Source organism: Nonomuraea longispora (genome assembly GCF_004348345.1).
Lineage (GTDB): Bacteria > Actinomycetota > Actinomycetes > Streptosporangiales > Streptosporangiaceae > Nonomuraea > Nonomuraea longispora.
In genome coordinates, this window is sequence record NZ_SMJZ01000008.1 from 14,414 (window position 1) to 35,461 (window position 21,048).

Below are 21,048 nucleotides of genomic sequence, written 5' to 3' on the forward strand. Positions count from 1 at the left end.
CGTACTTACCGGTATTCGAAGTACCAAACCTCACAACCGGAACCTTTGTCCCCTTAGTCACACCTGTCCCATGGGTGAGAGCCACAGAACCAGCGCCAGGGCCATGAGCAGATAACCGGCGGCGGCTGAGAACACCTGCTTGCGCTCCGCTCCGCGCTCCATCAGGCCCGCCCCCGCCAAAACCGCGAACGTGAGCAGGACCAGCGGCGGGCTCCACACGACCAGCAGCCAAGGAGCCATCGCCTTGGCGATCATCCCGCCGCTGACCAGCACGCTCACCGGTCCCAGAGCCGGCTCGGGCCTCTCCTCCGGCCCGCGCTCGACCGTGGACAGACGCCTGAGCCCGAGCAGCCCGAGCGGCAGCACGACGCTCCACGTCAGCAGCCCGATCCACGCGGCGTCGACCGCGCTCATCCCGGACCAGAGCACCAGGCCCAGGCGGATCAGCTCCTGCAGCGCCAGATGGACCACCATGACCACCCCGACGCGCCGCTCCGGGTCCGCGGACAGCCCTAGCGCCTGCCCGGTCAGCAGGCCGGCCAGGAACGAGCCGGCCATGAACCCGATCGCCGGCCCCACCGCGCCCCACGTGGGCCCGCCCGCGAAGATCGCCAGCCCGGCCGCCACGAGCACGCAGATGACGGTCCGCACGATCAGCTTCCCGAGCGGACGGTCCCACGGTCCCGCCGTCATCGATGCCTCTGTCACATGCCGTCCTTCCCGCAGAGCGGGCGATCGTCCTGTACGCGGCCGTTCAGCGCCCCCTCAAGGGCGCCGGCGGAGGCGAAGAACGTCTCCCGCGAGACCTTGTTCTCCCAGACGCCCCTGGCACACCGGCGGAACAGTTCACTGAACTGGGCATAGTAGGGCGATTTCGGCCGCGGCCTGGCCCGCTCGATCGACTCCTTGGTCTCCGTCGCCAGTCTCGACAGCTCGTCCAGGCTCGGATTGGTGATGTCGGAGCCGTCCTGGCGCCGGCACGACGGGCCGCCGCCGCCTTCGTACCGCTCGTACACCTCGGACAGAACAGGCGAGTAACCGCCGCAGGCGAACAACGTGGCCTGCACCTCCGGGCTGGTGAGCCGGTTGATCAGGCGCATGGCGGGAGCCAGTTTGGCCGGCTTGATGTGCCGCGAGACGGCCAGCACCGACCCGCCGAGCACGCCGCCGTGCGCCGCTGGCGCGTGCACGTCGAAGCGCAGCTTCCGGCCGGAGTCACGCATGCGCGGGTCGCTCGCCAACTGGTGGAACGCGATCGGCCAGTTGCGCATGTAGGCCACCGGCTGCCCGCCGGCCTCGCTCTCCTTGAAGGCCACGACGCTCGCGTCCTCGTCCATCTGCAACGACTCGCGCAACACGACCGCGCTCTCCTCCGTGCCGGACAGCGTACGGGTCGGCGAGGTCAGCGCCCGCCACACGTCGTCGCGCGCGTGGCCGAGGACGATGGCGGTCCTGTCGTCGCCGTCGAGCACCTTCCCGCCGCCCAGCTCGATCGTCTCCAGGAAGTTGACGGTGCCCATCTCGTTGTCGTCCAGTTGCAGCAGGTAGCCGCCGGAGCGCCGGTCCAGCCGCCGGAACTCCAGCGGGGCGTCGGCGGCGAACGGCACGCCGTACTGCTCGCCGTCGATCTGCCCCGCCTCCAGCGGACCGGTCAGGAACCGGTTGTCCCGATCGTCCAGGTCGATCGGCTGGATGTAGCCGTGCCGGGCGAACTCCGTCACCCACGCCACGTCGAGCACGAGGATGTCGTACGCGCAGCTGCCCGCCTGCGCCAGCGCCGCCATCTGGGCCCGCCGCACGTCGGTGCTGCCGGACAGCTCCAGCAGCTTGGAGCGGGGGTCGGCGGGCGGCTTCAACCGGTCGTTCCACTCCTCGATGACCTCACGGCGCACGCTGCCCGTGCTGACGTCGTCGCCGGTGGCCACGACCAGCTGGGCGTCGTTGCCGCCGCAGTTCTCCAGCGGCGTCGCGGGCACCGTGGGCGGCGAGATGGTCGTCCGGGGCATGGCGGGCTGGGACGGCCCGGCGGACATGGCGGCCTGCCACGCGAGGAGCAGCACCATCAGCAGGGCCCCGCAGCAGGCCGCCACCACGTTGTTGAGCCTGACGTTCCCGAGCCGGCCTGCCCGGTTGCGCAGGCGCGGCCGCAGCCATGCCGTCATCGCCACCCCCGCACCGTGATGATGGCCCGGGTGAGCGCCTGGTCCGCGCCCTCGCCCACCGTCACGCAGCGATAGGGCTTGTCCGTGTCCGGCAGCGCGCTCACGGCGCACTCGTCCTGGCCGAAGACGACCACGTACAGGCCGGAAACCGTCTCGGCGTCCTTCAGAGCCCGCGCGATCACGTGCGCGGCGTCGCCCGTGCCCTCGTTGTCGAACAACCTGCCGTCGGTCAGCAGCACCACCGGCGCGGCCACCGCCTCGTCGCCCGCGCCCAGCCGGGAGAGCCCGGCGGAGGCGGGGGCGTCCCAGCGGTCGAACGCGGTGCTCTCGATGCCGGCGGCCACGGCGCCGAGCTGCTCCCTGGTGCTCTCGGCGGCGATTCGCGTGACCTCGGCGGGACCGTTTCTCGTGAGCGCGTGCAGGCCGAACACCTCGACCTTGTCGCGCGGCCCGAGCAGCCTGCTGTTGGCCCGCACCGCCTCGGCGGCCTGGACGCGTACCGGGCGGTCCGCAGATCCCGAGGTGTCGACCAGCAGCCGCAGGCCGAGCTGCGGGCGCAGCTCGTCCAGCACCAGCTTCCTCAGCTGCCCGAGCTCCCGCAGGCCGAGCTCGCTGTCGCGGGGCCCCGGCGCGTTCGGGAAGAGCGGGTGGGTCCGCAACCACGCGCCGAAGTGCTCGACCAGCTTCGCGCGTTCGGGCGAACGCTGGTCCGGCCACGACACCTTGACGAACTGGTAGTCGAGCGTGCTGAGGTCGTGGTGACGTACGGCGACGAGGGGCGCGCTGTCACCGGTGCCCTCGCAGCCCTCGACCCGGTCCGCGTTGTAGTCGTCCACGCCGTGCCCCGGCACCAGCAGGGCGATCTTCGGATCGCCACCATCCGCCCTGTCGGCGAGCCGGTCGAACTCGCACAGCAGCGAGGTCACGGTGTCCGCGCCGAGCCCGTCCTCCACCAGCTCCTGCTCGGCCTTCGGATAGCGGGACTCGGGCAGCCCGCGGTCGTGGAACACGTCATGGGTGCCGATCAGCGCCGCCACGGACGTCTCGGGGAACGGCCGCGCGATGGTCATGCCCATCGTGTTCGTCAGCGTGTCCCACACCTCACCGAACGAGTAGTCGTCCGGATTGTCCATGTACGTGTCCAGCTCCTCGCTCCGCTTCCCGGACATCGCCAGCACCAGCTGGTCCCGCCCCACCGTGTCCTCCCGCTTGCGGGCGCTGAGCGAGCGCAGCTGACCCGCCCGCAGCTCGTCCGCCTCGGCCGCGGAAGAGGCGACCCAGGCGTCCGGCTGCAGGTCGTAGAGGCGGGCGTACGGCTGGTCGCGGCGGTCCTCCCGCCACTCCCAGCCGTTGTCGAACGCGTCACGCAGATGGATGGGAGGCGGCGCCGCCCCCACGGTCATCCTGACCACGGGACAGCCGTCCTCCGTCTGGTGCTCGCGCACGTAGGTCCGGGTGCGCGCGGTCAGCTCAGCCACGTTCTCGGAGGCGGTGACCAGCCGCAGCTCCGCGGGCGCCGGGCACTGGTCGTCGGCGGCGGCCGTCCGGATCACGGTCCACACCCCGGTGGCCACCGCCGCGCCCGCCAGCACGCACAGCGCCGTCCTGACCTTGTCCGGGTGCCGCTGGATGAGGTCGCGCAACACCGGGATCAGCGCGACGACGCCGAGCGCGCTCCCCACGGCCAGGGAAACCCACAACTGGACGTGGAGGGGCTGGCGTGCGAACAGGCCGAGCCACGGCGCGGAGATCCACGTCACGAACGCGCCGGCCAGGGCACCGATCAGCGCCGTCTGCACCGCTGCGGCGATCTGCGCCTTTCTCGACGGGGGCGGCGCAGCCGGCTCGTCCTGCTGTGTTTCGCTCATGTGAAGGGGTGCCCTCATGAAACAGGGGGATACGTGAAGCCTAATCCGCTTCTGCGGCGCGTGCAGGACTGTTACGGCAACGAACCGGCCCGGTAACGGGTCGCGTACGGGCATGACGGGAAAGCCGCGACGACGTCCGTGCGCCGCCACCCGCCAACGAGAACGGGTCCGGCATCCTGAGAGCGCTCTTACGGCCGCGATCCGCTTTACCCCTGCTACCTTTCCACTACTGCCATGCGAAAGGTACGGAGAAAATGAACAGAACCTGCAGGGCATTGGCCGTGGCATCGGGCGCCGCACTCCTTCTCGTGAGCGGGGCGGGCGGCGCGCAGGCGCAATCCACGAACACGGTCATGGCGAGCTGTGTGGAGAAAATAGCCGGGAAGAATTCGCTCGTCACCCCTTGGGCCACGGTGCAGAACAACTGCGCGTTCACGTACGACGTGAAGGTCGTGTGGAACAACGGGCCGGACAGTTCGTGCGTCGAGCTCAGCGTGCGCGAACAATACACGAGCACCTCCACTCCGGGCGCCACCTTCGACCGCGTCGCAAACTGCTGAGCCGACCACCCGAATTGCGCTGACTTCTTCGTTCGCCGCCATTTTCCCGGTGCCGGGCCCGTACAGCGCCGATCGCCATACGGGCCCACCACCGTTGCTCTGCTTACTTTGAGAAGTATGTACCGGCCGGGGCGCACACGGACGGGACCGGCATCCGCCGGCGAGGGAAACAGCGAAGAAGCATCCTTCTGCTTGGGGTCTCAACTCGTTGCGTGTGCGGGCTCCGTCCATGGCGGGGCCTGGTAGTTGATCGTCGGCGATGGTGTGAGCAGTCCGGCCGGTTGATCAACGACAGGAGCAAGGTGCCGACAAGAACTCCTCCCGCGCGGACCGGGTCCGCGCTGACCAACCCCGGCGGGCTCGGCAACTTCGGCGTTTTCTCCTGCTTGAGCGAGGACTCGGTGCCGTGGCGGATGTGATCGTCGATCCCGAAATACCGCCGCAGGACGCTCGGGTGCTCAGGAGGAGCGGGCCTGTCCTGGTCAGAATGCGGCAGGGATGGGACCCCAAGCTGTGGCGACCGTCTTCTGGTCTGCAGTACTGGATGCTCGCGACGTTCGGGCCGGCGGCGACCTTCGGCGTGCTGATGAGCCTTGGCATCATGCAGCCAGGGCTCGCCATGCTGCTGCTCGGTCTGCCCATGGTTCCGTTGCTGATGATGCTGATCGACCGCAGGCGCCGATCCTCCGACGAGACGGAGGACCACGGCTTCGAGCGGGAGGCGTTCGCGCAGCTGCGCTGGTATGAGGGCCGTTACGTGTTCACCGGCGACCTCGACGAGCCCGCCGCCCGTCTCCTGGTCCGCGCGCGGCACGCCATCGCCACGGTGAGCGGTTCCCGCGTCAATGCCGAGGGCCTGCTCGACGACGTGCGCAACGCGGTGATGCTGCCGGCGCAGGAGTATGAGATCGCCCGTCTGCTGGCCAAGCTGTCGGCGCTGCGCACCAAGCACGAGAAGGTGGTCTCGACGGGCCTCACGCCCGGCGCGCAGGCCGTGGCCGAACCCATGGCGCAGGCGCTGAACAGCAGCGAGGCGGCGGTGCTGGCCCGGGTCGAGGCTCTGGAACGGTACGCGACCAACGTCGCCGAGGCCGAGCGCGCGTACATGGCCCGCCACCAGATCGAGGAACTGCGTGGAGAGGCGCACGCGTACGAGGAACTGGTGGCCGAGACAGGGGCCGACACGTTCGCGGTGCCTGAGCTGGAGCAACTGGCCGCCGACGCCGGCCAGTTGGAGCAGGCTCTGCGGCGGAGCGTGGACTCCGCCCACGAGGCCCTGCGATAACCCCACGCGGCGCGCGAGACGCCGCACCCGGCCCGAGCTGTTCGGCCCCGTCGCCCGACCCGACGGGTGCACGCCTGATCGACCGGCTCGCCGGCCATCGTGCCCTTGGAGCCGACAGCCCGGCCTGTGATGGTCAATTTCGTGCGTGCGGCGCGGCGATCAACCCCACCCGCCCTCACTGCTCTGCGCTACACGACCCCTACCCGAAATTGACGAAACCGGTCGTTGCGCCGATCTTCTTGCCGTTCCGCGTCTGGAGAATGTACGTGAACTTCCTCCCCGACGTGTGGCCGGTTGCCGCCTTGGTGGTCTTCCAGGCTCCGCGGCAGCCGTTGTTGTTCTTCGCTTCGAACCACGCGCCGGACATGAAGTTGGGCCCATAGTTATCGCACTTGGTGTCCTTCGTGCTGATGGCGAGGTAGTCCCGCCCGGCGATGCTTGTGCCGCTGGCGTACCGGACCGTGCAGTTCCGCCTCAAGAGGCCGCTCAGCTGCGCCCCCGTGATCGTCTTGGTGAAGAGGTGGTCCTTCTGCTTGCACGCCGAGACGCTGATGATGGTGTCCGCCGAGGCCGCCGGCGCACCGACGACCAATCCGGCCACCATCACCAAAGCTCCGGTCATCACTCTGAGCTTCATGTGTGTGCACTCCTTCTGTCAGTTGCAGGAGCGACCATAGAGACGGCCGGTATAGGGCAGGTACGTCGCTGGTATGGCAGTCTCCACTCGTAAGCTGAGCTGCGGGTTCATGCGGTAGCCAGGCGGGCGCGTTCATGGAACCAGCGCTGCCCTGGGCACGTCTCCAGGCCCCTCTTGCGCCCCGGCACAATGACTCCGCGAAACGGACACGCTCTGGGGTACGGCTGTGGCCGGGGAATCGGTCGCCTACCTCGCCGGCGCCCAGCAACACGTCCTGGCGCGTGGCACGGACAAGGGTTTGCAGCACCGCTTCTGGGACGCTGGCCGCGGCGGGTTGATCCAGGAGACCTGGCGTACGGCCGCACCGCAGCTGACGCGCCCGCGGCCAGCTCCACGTGTTCGCTGCCGATGCGCAGCGCCGACTGTCGCATTGATGGCGGGACTCCGGCGCGTCCAGCAGGAGAGCCGGAGACCACGTAACTCAATTTTCGAGCGGCACACCATCCGCAGACTGAGCTGGACACATATCAAACTGAACAGTACGGTTTGGTTCAGGAGGTCAGATGATGGCGAGTCAGGAAACGGCGCGCAGCCGGGCCAAGCGGGCACAGATCCAGCGGGGTGCCACGCGGGTCTTCCTGGCCGGGGGCTTCGCAGGCGCGACGACCGATGCCATCGCCAAGGCGGCGGGGGTGTCGAAACAGACGCTGTACGTTTACTACCGCACCAAAGAGCAACTCATGGTGGACGTGCTCGACACACTGCTGTCACGGCTGAACCGGGACCATGCGGTGCTGGACGCCGAGCGGCCGACCGGCTCTCTGTCCGAGTTGCGCGAGACGCTGACGACGTTGGCGTGCGAGGTGCTGCAGGCCCTCACCGACAGCGACTACCTGGCGCTGGCGCGGGTCATCATCGCCGACTCGCCGCAGGTGCCGGAGATCGGCCGGTTGTGGGCACAGACGATCACCGGCGGCGTCCGCCCCATAGTCGCGGAACTGCTGGAACGCGCCCGCGATCACGAAGTGATCGGAGCCGTGGATGTGGAGGCGGCCACCAGGATGTTTGTGGGCGGTGTGTTGACCTACATCCTCCCCGACGGCATCGTGGCGACAGCCGGCAAGCCGGTGGCTGCGCCACCCCGCGAGCGGGTCGAGCGGCTCGTGGACCTGTTCCTGCGCGCCGTCAGCACTGACTGACCCTGAGCATGCCTTTTTATCTCTCTATCAAACTGAACAGTTTGGTTTGACATCGACTTTCGAGGATTCATCGGAAGGGAACGGTCCCATGACCTTCGCCTGGGGTGGGCTGACCGAAGGCCCCACCACATACGAGGAAGAGCATCCGCCGGCGCACGCCGTCACGCACGCCAGCTCCGTACAGGTGCTCAGCATGGACAAGCTGGACATCGGCCCGCAGGTCGAGGGCGGCCCCGCAGTGTTCGCGACGCTGATGACGGAGCAGTTCAGCGGGGGAATCGTCGGCGTTGGGCACGCCGACCACGTCCGCGTCGTCCAGCCCGACGGCTCACAGATCGTCACCGGGGTCGAGCGCATCGTCGGCTCGGTCGATGGCCGCTCAGGCAGTTTCGTACTGACCTGTTACGGCTTCGGGGAACGGCCCGGGTCGGCACAGGGTTGCTGGACCGTGGTGCCGGGCTCCGGCACCGGCGAGCTGGCCGGGCTGCGCGGACGCGGCGCCTTCACCGTCCGGCTGGAGCCGGATGGCACCTGGCGGGCCGAGGACACCTTCACGCACTGGTTCGACCAATGAGCCCGCGAACGGCAGCGGACCACTTCCGTACCGGACACCTCCAGACCGGCGTGCACGGATCTATCACGAGGTCCGCGGGAGCGGCCCCGTGCTGATCTTCGTGCCCGGCGGCGGGGTGGACGCCACTCACGTCGAGACGATCGCGTCTCTGCTGGCCGACACGTACACCACCGTGACCTACGACCGCCGCGGATACTTCCGCAGCAGCCTGTCATCCGATGACCGTTCGCCGAGCACGATCAGCCGGCACACCAACGACCTCGCCGCGCTCATCGAATCCCTCGGCGCGGGCCCAGCGGCCGTATGGGGCGGCAGCCTGGGCGCGTTCATCGCGATGGACCTGCTCTCACACCGCCCCGAACTGCTCACCCCGGCGCTCGTCCACGAGCCGCCGCTGTTCTCCGTGCTGGAGGGAGGCGTACAGCCGCCCCTTCCCCGCGACCTGTCCCATCCGCGCGCAGCGATGGAAGAGCACGCCCGTCAGACGCTCGGCGACAACTTCGACCGGCTTACTCCCCAGCAGCGCGAACGCGTGATCGCCAACGGTGAGGCGTTCTTCGGCCATGTATTTGATTCGGGCCCGATTGTCGCCGCGCGGGCCGTGGTCTCGGGGTTGTTGTGGGTGTACAACGTCGCTCATCTGGAGTTTCTGGAGGCGTACGTGGCCGTGACGTTGTGTGAGCGGCCCCGGCCCGCGGGATCACGGAGCCCGCTGAAGCGGCTGCCCGCGTGGATGAAGTCGGCGGGAAACCGGGACGAGGCGCTCGTGGCGATCCGAGTGCTGCGCGACGGCGCGTAGCTCCGCCGGTCATGGGCGAAGGCCCGCTCCTTGGACGACCCGGTGCCCAAGGAACCCATTCCGGACGGCGAGACCGCCCTCGACTCACGTGTATGAAAGACCTGGCCAAGACGATCCGTTGCCTCGGCCGGGACGCTACCCGGTCCTGTCGATCCTGGGGCTCGCATGCTCAGGAGATGCTCAGCCGACCTTGCCGGAGCCCTGGGCCGGGACACCTGTCCGAAAGCGAGTGATCCTTGGCCTTTGTGGCGATCACTCCTCCTCTGGAAGCTTGCCTATCATGCCTGGGGAGCCCGAGGCCAGAGAGGCCATCCCGCTGTTTCGAGTACCAATTGCTTTCACCCCAGCTCCGTCGGTCGATGTGATGGGAGACCAGGGGTAAAAGGAGGCTTTGGTCCTGTTATATTCGAGGGCTGAAAGATCAAATGAGGCAGGCACCCACGATCCCGCTGCGGCTGGGAACGTCTCGACAGCCTGCAGGTCCGACCTTCGACGAGCTCTGTTCCCGCCCCTATGGCGGCTGACAGGCGCGCGAGGGCGAGGCCGGTCGTGCCCGTGTGGCGACCCGGTCTGCCGATCGACGATTGGAGAAGTGTGCGGAGAAGTCTATCCACGCTCGCCACCGGCCTTGTGGTGACGGCGGCCCTTTTATCCGCCCCGATGGCTGGGGTGGGCAACGCGGCCGTAGCCGGAAAGGGCGTCACGGATGCCGTCGGCAAACGCGGCATCACGTGGAAGCCGTGCGAAGAGGAGCCCACCGTCGAGTGCGGCAAGCTGACCGTGCCGATCGACTGGTCCAAGCCGGACGGACCCACCGTCGACCTGACCCTGGCCCGGCGCAAGGCCACCGACCCCTCCGCGCGGATCGGATCCCTGCTGACCAACCCGGGCGGCCCCGGCAACTCCGGCGTGAACGACATCTTTCGTCCTTCGGGGTTCAGCGAGGATGTGCAGCGGCGGTTCGACATCGTCAGCTACGACCCCCGGGGCGTCGCCCGCAGCGGCGCGGTGACCTGCTCGGCGTCGGTGTACAACAAGATCCCGTACGAGGTCATGACGAGCCAGGCCGACTACGACAAGTGGATCGCCTTCAACGAGGAGTTGCGCGCGGACTGCCGCAAGCTCACCGGCCCCCTGTACGACCACATCGACTCGGCCAACGTGGCCCGTGACATGGACGCCATTCGCGCCGCGCTCGGCGATGACAAGCTGACCTCGTACGGCGTCTCCTACGGCACGCTCGCCCAGCAGATGTACGCCGAGCTGTTCCCGAAGCGGGTCCGGGCCATGGTGCTGGACAGCAACATGGACCACAGCCTGGACGCCAAGGCGTTCCAGGTCAGTGAGGCGGCCGCGGTCCAGGACGGCTTCGACGAGTTCGTCGCCTGGTGCGAGCGTGACACCGAATGCGTCCTGCACGGGCGCGACGTCCGGGCCCTGTGGAAGGGACTGCTCGAGAAGGCGGACCGCGGCGAGCTGTACTGGCCGGGGGTCACCGACCGTCCGGTGAGCGCCCACAACCTCCTCTGGCTGGGCGTGGTGATGAACGAGGGGCCGGACTGGCCGATGGAGGCCAAAGTGCTCCGCGCCCTCAACGGCGGCCCGGTGCCCGACGACATGCCGGGCCCTCCCGGTAACGGGCCCGTGGGCGGTGAGTTCGCGGAGTTCCCCACCGCGATCCTCTGCGAGGACTACAACCTCGAGCTGCGCAACTACAAGGCGTACGCCGACGTGATGCGCGGCGCGAACGCGGTGGCTCCGGACATGCGGTACAACCCGATGCCGATGGGCGACATGCCGAGGTGCCAGGGTCACCCGGTCAACAACCCGCAGCACGAGCTGCGGTACACGGGGAGCGCTCCGCTGCTGGTGGGCGCCTCAAGGCACGACCCCTCCACGCCGTACGCGTGGTCGGCCAACGTGGCCCGCCAGCTCGGCTCCAAGGCCACGCTGCTCACGTTCGAGGGCTGGGGCCACGGTGTCTACGGCAGGACCGAGTGCCTCACAACGGCGATGGACAACTACCTGATCTCGCTGAAGGTGCCCGCGAAGGGAACCCGCTGCCCGGCGGAGTAGGAGGCCGCCAAGCAGTAGACGGCGGGTGGCCGACGGTCGGTTCGACGTCGGCCATCCGTTGTTCCATCGCTCCGGCAGGCACGGCCATCCGGCGGCGGTGTTCAGATACGGGTTCTGGACCAGCTGTCGTTTTCGTCCAAGACGGCGGCCCGCAACGGGGTGCCCACGGCGAACTCGATGCCGGCAAAGGTCGCGCCCTCCGGCACCGGTGCAGTGCTGGTCGGGGTCTCGGGACCGGTGATGCCCGCGTATACCCGGCCAGCCCGTTCGCAGAACACCAGGCCCGCCGGCGCGGCCTCCCTGCTGCGTGAAGGGCTGGATCTGTGGCGTGACCCGGCCTACGCGGGGCTGACGGACTGCCCGCCGCTCGGCGAGGAGTCGGCCCGGCTGGAGGAGCTGCGGCTGGAGGCCGGCTGGCCGCCGATCTCTCCCTCGGCCGGAACGCCGACGTGATCCCCGAACTGCACGCGCTCATCGCCGACCATCCCACGCGGGAGCGGTTCACGGCACAGCTCATGATCGCGCTGTACCGGGCCGGGCGGCAGGCGGAGGCGCTGCGTGCCTACCAGCGGACCCGGCAGGCCCTCGTGGACGGGCTGGGACTCGAACCGAGGCCGGAGCTGCGGGAGCTGCATCAGGCCGTGCTGCGCGGCGACCCGGTCGCGGAACGGAAGGAGCCGGAAACCAGTGCGGACAAGGCCGGCGTACCGGTGGCGACGCCGCTCTACCTGCGCGGACGCTGGCGGGAGCAGATCGCCATCGGGCGGCTGGCCGTCGAGGCCGCCGCTCGTGCAGATGATCTTCGCTGTCAGGCGGTCGCGCACAGTGACCTTGGCGGGGCAATGACCCGGTTCGGCGACCCGGCGGAGGGCGTCACCCACCTGAGGGCGGTCCACAGCCTCGTTCCTCCAGGCCCTTGAACACGACCGGAGACAGGGCAACCGGTTCATCGAGGGTGTCACGCTCACGAACCTCGGCAACGTCCACCAGAAGGCCGGGCGGCTCGCCCATGCCGTCAAAGCCCACACCGAGTCGCTGGCCATCGCCGAAGAGGTCGGGAACACGATCGGAGTGGCGGCAGCCTTGGGCCATCTCGCCGAGACCGACCGGCGAGCGCGACCAGGCGAGGGCAGTGCCGCGGCAGATGCGCCGCCATCCTCGACCGGCTCGACCTGATCAGCGCGGACGAACGGCGCACCATCGAGACCAGCGACGACCCGGACAGGCCGGACGTCATCAGCAGGAACATGTAGGCGTGATGCGGCGACGCCGTCGGCGTGGGCCACGTTTCGACGTTTTTTGATGCGTCCCTGCATCGCGAAGTGGCGTCAGTACGATGGCCTGATGCCGCGATCCGAAAGTGCGTTCCCGTTACATCGCCACCCGTTGACGTGATGTCCGGCCGACCAGGTCTCGCAACACCGAATCGGCGCCGTAACGTACCCAGGAAAGGCGGAATGTGAACGTCAGGCGCATGCAAGTGCAGCCTGAAGGGCTGTCCGGCGACGGCGCGCGGCTGCGCGCCCTTGCCGGGGAGCTCGACACGATCAGGGCGGTGCTCGCGAGGGAGATCGCCGCCGACGAGGGCTGGGAACGCGACGACGAGGCGGGCAGGCAGCTCGGGGAGTCACTCGAGCCCAACGGCGAGATCACGATGGACCTCTTCTCCCAGGTGGTCACGCAACTGTCCGGCACTGCGGACGACGTCGAGGCCACGGGTCGCCTCGCGGCGGAGACCGACGGCGGTATGAAGGCCTGACCCGTGGAGTTCCCCTCCTGGGCCGAGTGGGCGGCCGGATGGCTCGGCGGCTGCAAGTGGCCGGATGTCGACATCGAGGCCATGCGCCGCCTCGGCGACGCGTGGCTGCGCGCGGCGGACGACGTGGCGGCGCTCCTTCCCCACCTGGACGAGGTGCTCGGCCAGGTCAGTTCCCACAACACCGGCGACTCGTCCGAGGCGTTCGCGGGCCGCGCGAGCGAACTGCGCGAGTCGGCCGCCCGGCTCGAACAGCTCTGCCGGGCCATGGGCACACAGTTCAAGGACGCCGCCACCGAGATCGAGTACGCCCAGATGATGATCCTCGCCACGCTCGCCGTGGTGGTCGTCTCGATCGCGCGGCTGGTGACCGCGCTATGGACCGGCGGGATCACCGCGGCCGCGGTCGCGGCCCGGCTGGCTCAGCAGCGGATGCGGATCACGCTCATCTACCGGCAACTGCTGCAGTCCTTGCTTCGGTACGCCGCCGTCGACTTCGCGACCGGGGCCGGCCTGTCCGTGGCGGTCCAGGGCGTACAGGCGTTCCAGGGCAACCGGGACCGCATCGACCTCGGCAAGGCGGCCATCGAGGGTTTCCAGGAGGCCATGGAGTCGATCGTGCAGAGCCTCACCCAGGGCGCCCTGAACCGCAAGGGCGCGCCCGGGACGACCGGCATCGCCGACGCCGGCCGGATGTTGCTGCTGCGAGCCGCCGGCAACGACGCGTTCAGCGGCGCCACCGGTGGCGCCGCGGCGGCCGCGGTGATGGGCTTCATCACGGGGGAGCCCGTCTCGCTCGAGGACATGGCACGTGCGGGCGTCTCCCAATCCGTCATCGGTACGGCTACGGGCATCCGCGAGCTGATCACTCCGTTCGACGCCGGCTCGACCCCCACCGCGCCGTCGACTGGTTCTCCGGGTTCCGCCGGCTCCCCTTCCGACATTCCAGGGACCGCCGAACCTCCTTCCGGCCCTTCGGGTACCGCCGAACCTCCTTCCGGGCTGTCCGGGACCGCGAGCCCCGCCGCCTTGCCCGGTCCCGGGGCCGCCGGCTCTCCCGCACCGCATGTTCCCGGACCTTCCGGGATGGTCGGCTCTGCTCCTGCGCCGCCCGGTCCCGGACCTTCCGGGGTCGCCGACTCCACTCCTGCGGCCGAGTCGCCTCTGCCACCCGCCGGAGCGCCGACGCCGCAGTCCAACCCGACGCCGGCCCCATCGGCCGGGTCCGTACCGAGTCAGTCCGATCCCTCAGCATCCCGGGAGTCCACCACACCAAGCTCGACCAGCCCTCCCAATGCCGTGTCCTCCCCGGTATCCGGTTCCGTGCGGCACGAAGGCGGCGGGCCGATGCCCGACGCACCTTCTCGCGCACTTCCGGATACGGGAGCGCCGAGCACGCCTGAGGCCCCTGCTTACCCTTCTGGTGGGAACGCTGGACTCGCGCGCGAGGACGTCGTCCCGTCCGCTGCAGATCTCACGAGCGCGCTCGGCGGGACCGACGCGCCGGGTACCGGACATGCCACTTCATCCCCGGATCCGTCGGCGGGGAGCAGCGGTTCCTCTCTTCCGCCGGGGGCGCGGGTTGCCGAATCGGCTCAGCCCGCGACCGCGGCCGGCGGCGCGGTGGCGAAGCAAGTGGGGCCGCAGACGTACGAGGGCGAGGCGCGGCGGGAGGCGGAACGCCTGCCTGGCACCGGCCCCCGCGTCGATCTCCGCGTCGATCTCGGCGTCGATCTCGGCGGCATGCACCCGGAGGCGGCGCGTTCGAGTGCGGCGGCCGTACGAAAGCTGGCCGAGCGCTATCCGGTCGAAGGGCTCCGCCACTTCCGGGCCGTGAACTTCGACGAGGACTTCGCCCACATCCCTGGCGCGGACACGCAATCGGCCCTGGCCGTCACCAACGGGGAACGCCGGGGCATCTATCTCAACCGGCGGCAGCTCGCCGACCCCGCCGGCGTGGTGGCGCGTGCGGCCCGGGATGAGGAAACAGGCCGTACGGTGCCCGGCGGAGGCACGGTCGAAGGCATCGTCCACCACGAGTACGGTCACCAGCTCGCCGAGGGCGTACTGGGCGACCCCGCCCTCCGCGCGGAGCTCGACCAGGCCGTGTCGCGGACGCTGCGCATGCGGTACGACGCGGGGGACTTCCACGACGATCCGGCGATCAGGACGGAGGTCGAGTGGCACCTGTCGACCATCGGGGCGGCAGACCCGCACGAGATGATCGCGGAGGCGTTCACCGAATTCCACAACGCCGAACGGCCGCGTCCGCTGGCCACGGCGATCGGCCGGCTGATCGACCGGCACCTGTCTCGTGATGCGGCGAGCCGGCCGGACGGTTCCACGGAGCCGGGTACGCGGGAGCTGGAGGAGGTGCGTGCCCGGGACGCCTTCTCCTCGCGGCCGGACGACGTCGACGACTTCTGGGTGAATGTGGCGCTGGAGGCCTTTCGCGTCGGGGATGCCCGTGCCAACGCGGCGCTGAACCACCAGTGGGTCAGGTGGGAGGAGGGCAAGGCCGCGGAACGGGAGCTGATCATCGCCGCCGGCCTTGACGACCTGGCCGCCTGGCGGGAGTTCAAGGAGAACTGGCGAGGCGTACCGTCACATCATCCACAATGGCACGAGATCCGGAAGGGCCACGAGTACGTCTACGCGGCGCTGAAAAATCATTTCGGCAGGACGCACGATGAGCTCTATCCGCCGGGTGAGGGCGCCCGGACGGCGGAGGGCGGCGACCATGCGGGTTCCGGCGCGCGCCCGGCGGTGGCGGAGCCTTCCTCGCCCGGGCCCGGCAAACACGATCTCGGCGGCACCCTGGAGTCTTCCGACGCCCTCGGCTATGTGAAGCGTGCAGAGGAAGAGGCCGAGGCGGCGGCGCGGCGCGGCGAATTCGTGCCTCCGCTGAACGATCCGGAGGTGCCCAATAACGACCGGGTCGTGCAGCGGCAGATCCAGCGGACGATCCGCCATCTGCGAGACAGCTTGACGGACGCCATCGACGCCGCCTGGGCAGCGGGGATGGAACACGTCAAGAAGACTCAGCCCGATCTGCACAGGAGCGACGTGCATTTCGCGGGGCGCGCCAAGGACGCTGCCATGAGGCATGCCCGCGAGAAGCTCGCCGAGTGGCTCGCCGGCAACGGGCCGGGCCTGCTCGACGAGGGACGGGGTTATCGCATCCGGGGCGGGGTCCAGTACGACCGGCGTGGCCGCGAGATGGACGTGCCGGCTGACGAGCGGCTGCCACTGCACAAGAGAGTAGGAGCCGTCCGCGCCGACATCGTCATCGAGCGTACGGTGTGGGACAAGCGCCTTGTCGAGCGCTGGGTACCGGCCCACGTCTTCGACATGACGGTGCGGACGGAGAACGACCTCAAGTCGCGGGGGCGGGTGAAGGACCGGCTCGGCCTCAGCTTTTTCCCCCAAGGCATCTCCCCGACCGGTTACGCCCCGCCCAACGAGTACGCGGCGGGGCGGGTCGCCCCTCCGCGGACCGACGCCCAGTGGAAGGCCCTGTCGGAATACGTCATCGACAATCTGGGGCGCCATGTCGACAACGTGGTGATACGGGAGACACGGGAGCCGCTCTACCGGGTGGACAACCGTGCCCCGGACCAGTTGAAGGAGACCGGTTTCGTGGCGAAGGACATCCAGGACGCCGACCTCGACCAGCACCTCGGCGCGGGTAACGGGGCCTTCGTGTCGACCAGCCGCAATCCCGCGATGCCCTGGCGTGGGAGATACCAGTACGAGCTCGACCTGGAGGGCGGCGTCGACGCGGACCGGACCGTCGGCAGCGAACTGTACGGCGGGCACCAGCAGGAGGTCGCCATCCCTGGAGGTTTCCCCTACAAGCACGTGCGGAGATTCCGGCTGATGCTGAACGAGGAAGAGGTCGGGAACGGTGGGGCCGCGCCGGAATATGGTCCGTGGCACGACAACCCCGACTACGAACCGCCATAGAGAAGGCAGGGGAGAGGACATGCGGCTACGGTCGGCCATCTGCGACGCGTGTTCCCGGATCAGGAAGCGGCCCAACCCGGCGGGGACGACGTCGCTCGACCGGGTCCTGCCGTTCTGCGAGGCATTTCCCGGCGGCGTACCGGACCAGATCTATTTCGGTGGCTTCGATCACCGGCAGGGCCATCCGGGGGACGGCGGCGTGCTCTTCGAGCTGCGCGAAGGCGGTGAGCCGGCGCTGGCCGCCTATGAGCAGGACACCGGCGAGCGGGGTGTTGTCTCAGGTCGTGAGTGAGGGAAAACGTGCGCGCCGGGCAGCCGTGGCCGGGCGACGGCGGGGTCCGGTTCGCGATGCGGGCCGGCGCGCTCGGCGCTTCAGGCGCTCCGGCCCTCCGTCAGTGTCGGCCCAGCACGATGGCCGAGCACGGCCGCCCTGGTGAGTTCGGCCTTGTTGCCCAGCCCCAGCTTGGTCCTGATCCGGCGCAGGTAGGTGTCGACGGTGTGCCGGCTGATGCCCAGGCTCTGCGCGATCTGCTGCTGGGTCAGGCCGTCGGCGATCCGCTGGAGAACCTCGTTCTCCCTGCTGGACAGATCGGGATGACGCAGGGGCGGATCGTCCTCCACCACTTCCTGGATCACTCCCACGACCTTCTCGACCAGGTCGCCGTGCTGCCCGCCGGCCACCAGTACGAGGACGGGTGTGATGGTGGCGGCGTCGATGCCCTCCTCATGGAGCACCTCCGCCAGGCCGCGCGTGAGAACCGGCGATGGCGAGACAACAGAGACGATCGTCATGTAGGCACCCCAAGCTCTGTGACGGACCTGCTCAGCATGGGGGACGAGGGGCCAGACGAACATCGCGGTAAACCCTGATTCCCCGCGATCCGCCGCATCAGGGTTCTTGGTGGTCAGATCCAGCCATCGAGAGCGTTCCTCATCCCGATACGGGAAGTGACGCCCAGTTTGGTGAAGATGTGCGACAGGTGGGTCTCGACCGTGTGGATGCTGATCGACAGTTGCCGGGCGATCTGCTTGTTGCTGCTGCCCTCGCCCGCCAACTCGGCCACGTCCATCTCGCGGCGCGAGAGCCCGAACGGCCCCGCCGCGCGGCCTGGTGACGACGGCACCCGCACCCCGCTCCTTCGTTGCTCCCGGACGGTTTCGGCCAGCAGGTGCTTGGCCCCGCATCGGATGAAGATCTCCGCTGCTCGCTGCAGGGCCGTACGCGCGGGACCGCGCGCGTTCGCGGCGGTGAAGGCGACGCCCGCGCCCAGCCACGCGCGCCCGGCGTCGACCCAGTGCCCGGCATGGGTGAACTCCTCGGCCGCGCGTGCGGCCTGCTCGGCCGAGGCGGCGGGCTCGTCGAGGCGCAGCGCGTGGGCCCTGCTCAGCCGGGCCGTCGCCTGGGAGGCGGGTAAGGCGGACGGGGCGAGGCGGGTGGCGCGCTCGGCCCACAGCGTGGCCTGCTCGCCTCGCTCCTGGGCCATCTCGGCGAAGGCCATGGTCTCGTAGCAGGCCAGCAGCGTGGCCCGGTCGAGGAGAATCCTGGCGGACGGTGTACAGACCTCCGCGAGCGCCTGCGCACCCGCGCTCACCTCGCCTGAGTTGATCAGCGCCCGCGCGCCGGCGTAGCGGGCGGTGGCCGCCCACGATTCCGCTCTGCCCGCGCACACCTGCATCGCTTCCTCGGCGTGTCGCAGGGCCTCCTCGTGCCGTCCCGACCAGGAGGCCACCAGGCAGCGCTCCGTCAGTCCGAAGGTCAGCAACTGCACCGAAGACAGCGATCTGCCTGTCTCTGTCGCCTCGTCGGCCGCCATCTCCGCCGCCGAGAGCTCGCCGGCCTGCCAGAGCGTCCGAGCGTGCCCGGCCAGCAGATTCGGCAGGATGTAGGTCTGGCCCGTCGACCGGGCCACGGCGACAGCGCGCGAGAACCAGTGCAGCGCCGGCTTCTGGCGGCCCAGCAACGTCTGTGCCCAGCAGAACCAGGACAAGGCGTCGATCCATTCGGCCAGGTGCTCGTCGGAGCTCTTGCCGGCCAGGCGCTCCGCGGCCTCGATGTGGAAGAGCGCGTCTTCCGCCCGCCCGGCCGAGTAGGCCGCTATGGGCCGCAGCGCGGCCACGGCCACGGCCATGCCCGGCTCCTCCTCCACGGGGATCTCCGGGATGAGGTCCAGGTAGTGCTGAGCGGCCCGGACGTCGCCGCGCATGAGGTTGTCACCGACGAGCCGCAGCCGCAGGGGCACCGCCGCGCGCAGCAGGGGATGCGGCATGCGGCTGAGCTCCGCCATGAGCAGGGCCAGCCCCTCGGCCGGCCGGCCGAGCATCCGGTCCATCATGGCCGAGCGCCGGACCACCGATGCCCGTCGCGCGTGATCGGAGTCGGGCAGCAACCGCAGCGCCTGCTGCGCCGTGCTCCTGCCCTCGTGCAGTTGGCCACTGATCGCCTGGAGCCTGGCCAGTTCCATGAGGACCTTCACCCGGTCCGGCTCCTGCTCCGGCATCAGGCGCAGCACCGCCTGCAGCCAGCGCGCGGCTGTGGCGGGAGCGTGTTCCTCCGCCGACTGCGCCGCCGACTTCAGTGTCCGGATCGCGCCGCCGTCGCCCGGCCGGGCCGACTGCACCAGGTGGTGGGCGCGCAGCGACGCCGGCGCGCCAATCTCGGCCAGGTACGCGGCGATGCGCCCGTGCGCCCGCACCCGCCAGCCGGCGCCTGCCGAGTCGTAGACCGCGCTCCTGACGAGGGGATGGCGGAAGCGGAAGCGACTCGCCGACCTGGCCGGGCGGATGACATCGCGAGCGGCCAGCCGGTCCATGCTCTCGGCGACGGCCTCTTCCGGCAGCGCAGCGGCCACCTCCAGGATCGGCAGATCGAACTCCTCGCCCGCGACCGCCGCGCCGTGGGCCACCAGCAGCGCGTCGGGCGGCAGCGCGTCGAGTTCGAGCCTGAGCGCGCTACGCAGGTCGGCGGGCAGACCGCCCGGCATCGCCTCGGCCATGACCGGCGAACCCAGGTCGGCCAGGACCTCCAGATAGAACGGGTTGCCGCCGCTGACCTCGTACAACGCCTGTGAACGGGCGGGACCGGCCGCCGGGCCGAGAAATTCCTCCACCTCGGTACGGCTCAGCGGATCCACCGTCAGCCGGTGGGCGTGCTTGCCGGGCTGCACCAGTTTGGCCAGGTGGGCGGGGGCCTGTGCGGGACGGTAGGCCAGCGCCATGAGCACGCTGCCGTCGGGCGGATGGCGGATCAGGTAGCCGAGCAGTTCCGCCGACGCCTCGTCGGCCCAGTGCACGTCGTCGAGCACCAGGGCCAGACCCCTGGGAGCGGCCAGCTCCTCCAGTACACCCCTGACGGCCCGGTAGAACCGGTTGCGGGTGAAGGGACTCAGCTGCGCGTCGTCGGCCGGTTCGCCGGCCAGAGAGGGGAAGACGGAGGCCAGCAGGGAGATCGCCGGCCGGTCGAGGCGTTCGCCCAGCTCCTCACGCAGGCCGGCCAGCCGTTCGTCGAGGGCGTCGACGACCAGGGCGAGCGGTAGGTCGGACTCGTACTCCGAAGCCAATCCCCTCGCCGCGAACATGCCATGCTGCTCCGCCTTGGCCGTCACCTCATCCAGTAACCGTGACTTGCCCACGCCGGGTTCACCGGTCACCGCCAGGAGCTGGAAACGCCCGGCGAGAGTCGTTCTCAGCACACCGTCGAGCGCCGAGAGCTCGGCATGCCTTCCTACGAGCCGCTTGACTCGACCGTCCACGTACGACCTCCGGTTGCGCGAGATCAACGATCTTCAACTCTATTGCCTGTGCGGTTGCCTGACCACGCGGGTGTCAGGTGTTTTCGTGACTGTTGTCATCGTCCGGCCGTCGGCACTATTAAGTCACCGCCCCAAGGAAAGGGAAAAGAAAATGAATTCTCCGTTCGGTCTGGGAATCGCACGCACCGTCCCCGCCGAGGCGACCGGCGAGCCGGCCGGCGCCTACGACGCCGGCCAGCAGGTGTGGGTCGGCGGCGAGGACGTCTCCGCCGGTTACTGCACCAAGTTCAAGGTGTGCGCCCTCGGCGGCTGCGTCACCTACAACCGGCAGCTCTGGGACACCGGCCCCATCGGCTGCTGACCCGCTGGGACAGCTCGGGGCGGACACCTTCGCGGCGTCCGCCCCGAGCTCCCCAC

The 21,048-nt window shown here is 69.5% G+C and carries 17 protein-coding genes and 2 pseudogenes; 12 read left to right on the forward strand and 7 right to left on the reverse strand.

The window, feature by feature from the left end:
- Positions 1-57 precede the first annotated feature (57 nt).
- The 4 genes from E1267_RS03895 to E1267_RS03910 form a co-directional block, all read right to left on the reverse strand.
- Entirely contained in the window at positions 58-708 is a 651-nt protein-coding gene (locus E1267_RS03895) for a hypothetical protein (protein ID WP_132329840.1), read from the reverse strand.
- On the reverse strand, positions 705-2,162 hold the full coding sequence (locus tag E1267_RS03900) for a type 2 periplasmic-binding domain-containing protein (RefSeq protein ID WP_132329842.1): 1,458 nt from the start codon (positions 2,160-2,162) through the stop codon (positions 705-707). The genes E1267_RS03895 and E1267_RS03900 overlap by 4 nt, the downstream gene beginning before the upstream one ends.
- Positions 2,159-4,030: a hypothetical protein gene (locus E1267_RS03905; RefSeq protein ID WP_132329844.1), complete on the reverse strand. Its 1,872-nt coding sequence runs from the start codon at positions 4,028-4,030 to the stop codon at positions 2,159-2,161. Before E1267_RS03905 ends, E1267_RS03900 begins: the two co-directional genes overlap by 4 nt.
- 226 nt (positions 4,031-4,256) lie before the next feature.
- Positions 4,257-4,553 carry a hypothetical protein gene (locus E1267_RS03910; RefSeq protein ID WP_132329845.1) on the reverse strand — a complete coding sequence of 99 codons (297 nt, stop codon included), beginning with the start codon at positions 4,551-4,553 and terminating at the stop codon, positions 4,257-4,259.
- Positions 4,554-5,077: 524 nt separating this feature from the next.
- On the opposite strand from E1267_RS03910, the gene E1267_RS03915 reads away from it, so the two are divergent.
- A complete protein-coding gene (locus E1267_RS03915) occupies positions 5,078-5,875 on the forward strand; it encodes a hypothetical protein (protein ID WP_246063431.1) in 798 nt (265 codons plus the stop codon).
- A 199-nt stretch (positions 5,876-6,074) separates the two neighbouring features.
- Here the strand turns inward: E1267_RS03915 and E1267_RS03920 are convergent, their stop codons facing one another.
- Positions 6,075-6,512, reverse strand: coding sequence for a hypothetical protein (locus E1267_RS03920; protein WP_132329847.1), 438 nt, complete (start codon positions 6,510-6,512; stop codon positions 6,075-6,077).
- A 226-nt stretch (positions 6,513-6,738) separates the two neighbouring features.
- On the opposite strand from E1267_RS03920, the pseudogene E1267_RS47800 reads away from it, so the two are divergent.
- From E1267_RS47800 to E1267_RS03975, 10 genes and pseudogenes are all read left to right on the forward strand, one after another.
- Positions 6,739-6,855, forward strand: a pseudogene (locus E1267_RS47800) (hypothetical protein); the annotation flags it as partial.
- Positions 6,856-7,075: 220 nt separating this feature from the next.
- Positions 7,076-7,711 (forward strand): TetR/AcrR family transcriptional regulator, encoded by a 636-nt coding sequence (locus tag E1267_RS03930; RefSeq protein ID WP_132329849.1) that lies wholly within the window; start codon positions 7,076-7,078, stop codon positions 7,709-7,711.
- A gap of 88 nt (positions 7,712-7,799) precedes the next feature.
- Complete coding sequence (locus tag E1267_RS03935) at positions 7,800-8,285, forward strand: DUF3224 domain-containing protein (RefSeq protein ID WP_132329851.1); 486 nt, start codon at positions 7,800-7,802, stop codon at positions 8,283-8,285.
- An 88-nt stretch (positions 8,286-8,373) separates the two neighbouring features.
- On the forward strand, positions 8,374-9,084 hold the full coding sequence (locus E1267_RS03940) for an alpha/beta fold hydrolase (protein ID WP_165959447.1): 711 nt from the start codon (positions 8,374-8,376) through the stop codon (positions 9,082-9,084).
- A 594-nt stretch (positions 9,085-9,678) separates the two neighbouring features.
- Positions 9,679-11,160: an alpha/beta fold hydrolase gene (locus E1267_RS03945; protein WP_165959448.1), complete on the forward strand. Its 1,482-nt coding sequence runs from the start codon at positions 9,679-9,681 to the stop codon at positions 11,158-11,160.
- Positions 11,161-11,400: 240 nt separating this feature from the next.
- Positions 11,401-12,080: pseudogene (locus E1267_RS03955) on the forward strand (AfsR/SARP family transcriptional regulator).
- Positions 12,081-12,108: 28 nt separating this feature from the next.
- Positions 12,109-12,336, forward strand: coding sequence for a tetratricopeptide repeat protein (locus E1267_RS47805; RefSeq protein WP_425465065.1), 228 nt, complete (start codon positions 12,109-12,111; stop codon positions 12,334-12,336).
- A gap of 298 nt (positions 12,337-12,634) precedes the next feature.
- Positions 12,635-12,919, forward strand: a complete 285-nt coding sequence (locus E1267_RS03965; protein WP_132329861.1) for a hypothetical protein — start codon at positions 12,635-12,637, stop codon at positions 12,917-12,919.
- Between the two features lie 3 nt (positions 12,920-12,922).
- Positions 12,923-16,882 (forward strand): WXG100-like domain-containing protein, encoded by a 3,960-nt coding sequence (locus E1267_RS03970; protein WP_132329863.1) that lies wholly within the window; start codon positions 12,923-12,925, stop codon positions 16,880-16,882.
- A 19-nt stretch (positions 16,883-16,901) separates the two neighbouring features.
- Entirely contained in the window at positions 16,902-17,174 is a 273-nt protein-coding gene (locus tag E1267_RS03975) for a hypothetical protein (RefSeq protein ID WP_132329865.1), read from the forward strand.
- An 80-nt stretch (positions 17,175-17,254) separates the two neighbouring features.
- Here the strand turns inward: E1267_RS03975 and E1267_RS03980 are convergent, their stop codons facing one another.
- Together E1267_RS03980 and E1267_RS03985 are read right to left on the reverse strand one after the other, a co-directional pair.
- Positions 17,255-17,674, reverse strand: coding sequence for a helix-turn-helix transcriptional regulator (locus tag E1267_RS03980; protein ID WP_220449331.1), 420 nt, complete (start codon positions 17,672-17,674; stop codon positions 17,255-17,257).
- Between the two features lie 113 nt (positions 17,675-17,787).
- A complete protein-coding gene (locus E1267_RS03985; RefSeq protein ID WP_132329869.1) occupies positions 17,788-20,631 on the reverse strand; it encodes an ATP-binding protein in 2,844 nt (947 codons plus the stop codon).
- Between the two features lie 151 nt (positions 20,632-20,782).
- On the opposite strand from E1267_RS03985, the gene E1267_RS03990 reads away from it, so the two are divergent.
- Positions 20,783-20,992, forward strand: a complete 210-nt coding sequence (locus E1267_RS03990) for a hypothetical protein (RefSeq protein ID WP_132329871.1) — start codon at positions 20,783-20,785, stop codon at positions 20,990-20,992.
- Positions 20,993-21,048: the final 56 nt, after the last annotated feature.

What these genes read in the sequence shown, in the direction of transcription:
- E1267_RS03900 (WP_132329842.1), bottom strand. Translation starts at nt 2,162, where the DNA reads ATGACGGCATGGCTGCGGCCGCGCCTGCGCAACCGGGCAGGCCGGCTC.
- E1267_RS03905 (WP_132329844.1), bottom strand. Translation starts at nt 4,030, where the DNA reads ATGAGCGAAACACAGCAGGACGAGCCGGCTGCGCCGCCCCCGTCGAGA.
- E1267_RS03915 (WP_246063431.1), top strand. Translation starts at nt 5,078, where the DNA reads ATGCGGCAGGGATGGGACCCCAAGCTGTGGCGACCGTCTTCTGGTCTG.
- E1267_RS03920 (WP_132329847.1), bottom strand. Translation starts at nt 6,512, where the DNA reads ATGAAGCTCAGAGTGATGACCGGAGCTTTGGTGATGGTGGCCGGATTG.
- E1267_RS03930 (WP_132329849.1), top strand. Translation starts at nt 7,076, where the DNA reads ATGATGGCGAGTCAGGAAACGGCGCGCAGCCGGGCCAAGCGGGCACAG.
- E1267_RS03935 (WP_132329851.1), top strand. Translation starts at nt 7,800, where the DNA reads ATGACCTTCGCCTGGGGTGGGCTGACCGAAGGCCCCACCACATACGAG.
- E1267_RS03965 (WP_132329861.1), top strand. Translation starts at nt 12,635, where the DNA reads ATGCAAGTGCAGCCTGAAGGGCTGTCCGGCGACGGCGCGCGGCTGCGC.
- E1267_RS03975 (WP_132329865.1), top strand. Translation starts at nt 16,902, where the DNA reads ATGCGGCTACGGTCGGCCATCTGCGACGCGTGTTCCCGGATCAGGAAG.
- E1267_RS03980 (WP_220449331.1), bottom strand. Translation starts at nt 17,674, where the DNA reads ATGACGATCGTCTCTGTTGTCTCGCCATCGCCGGTTCTCACGCGCGGC.
- E1267_RS03990 (WP_132329871.1), top strand. Translation starts at nt 20,783, where the DNA reads ATGAATTCTCCGTTCGGTCTGGGAATCGCACGCACCGTCCCCGCCGAG.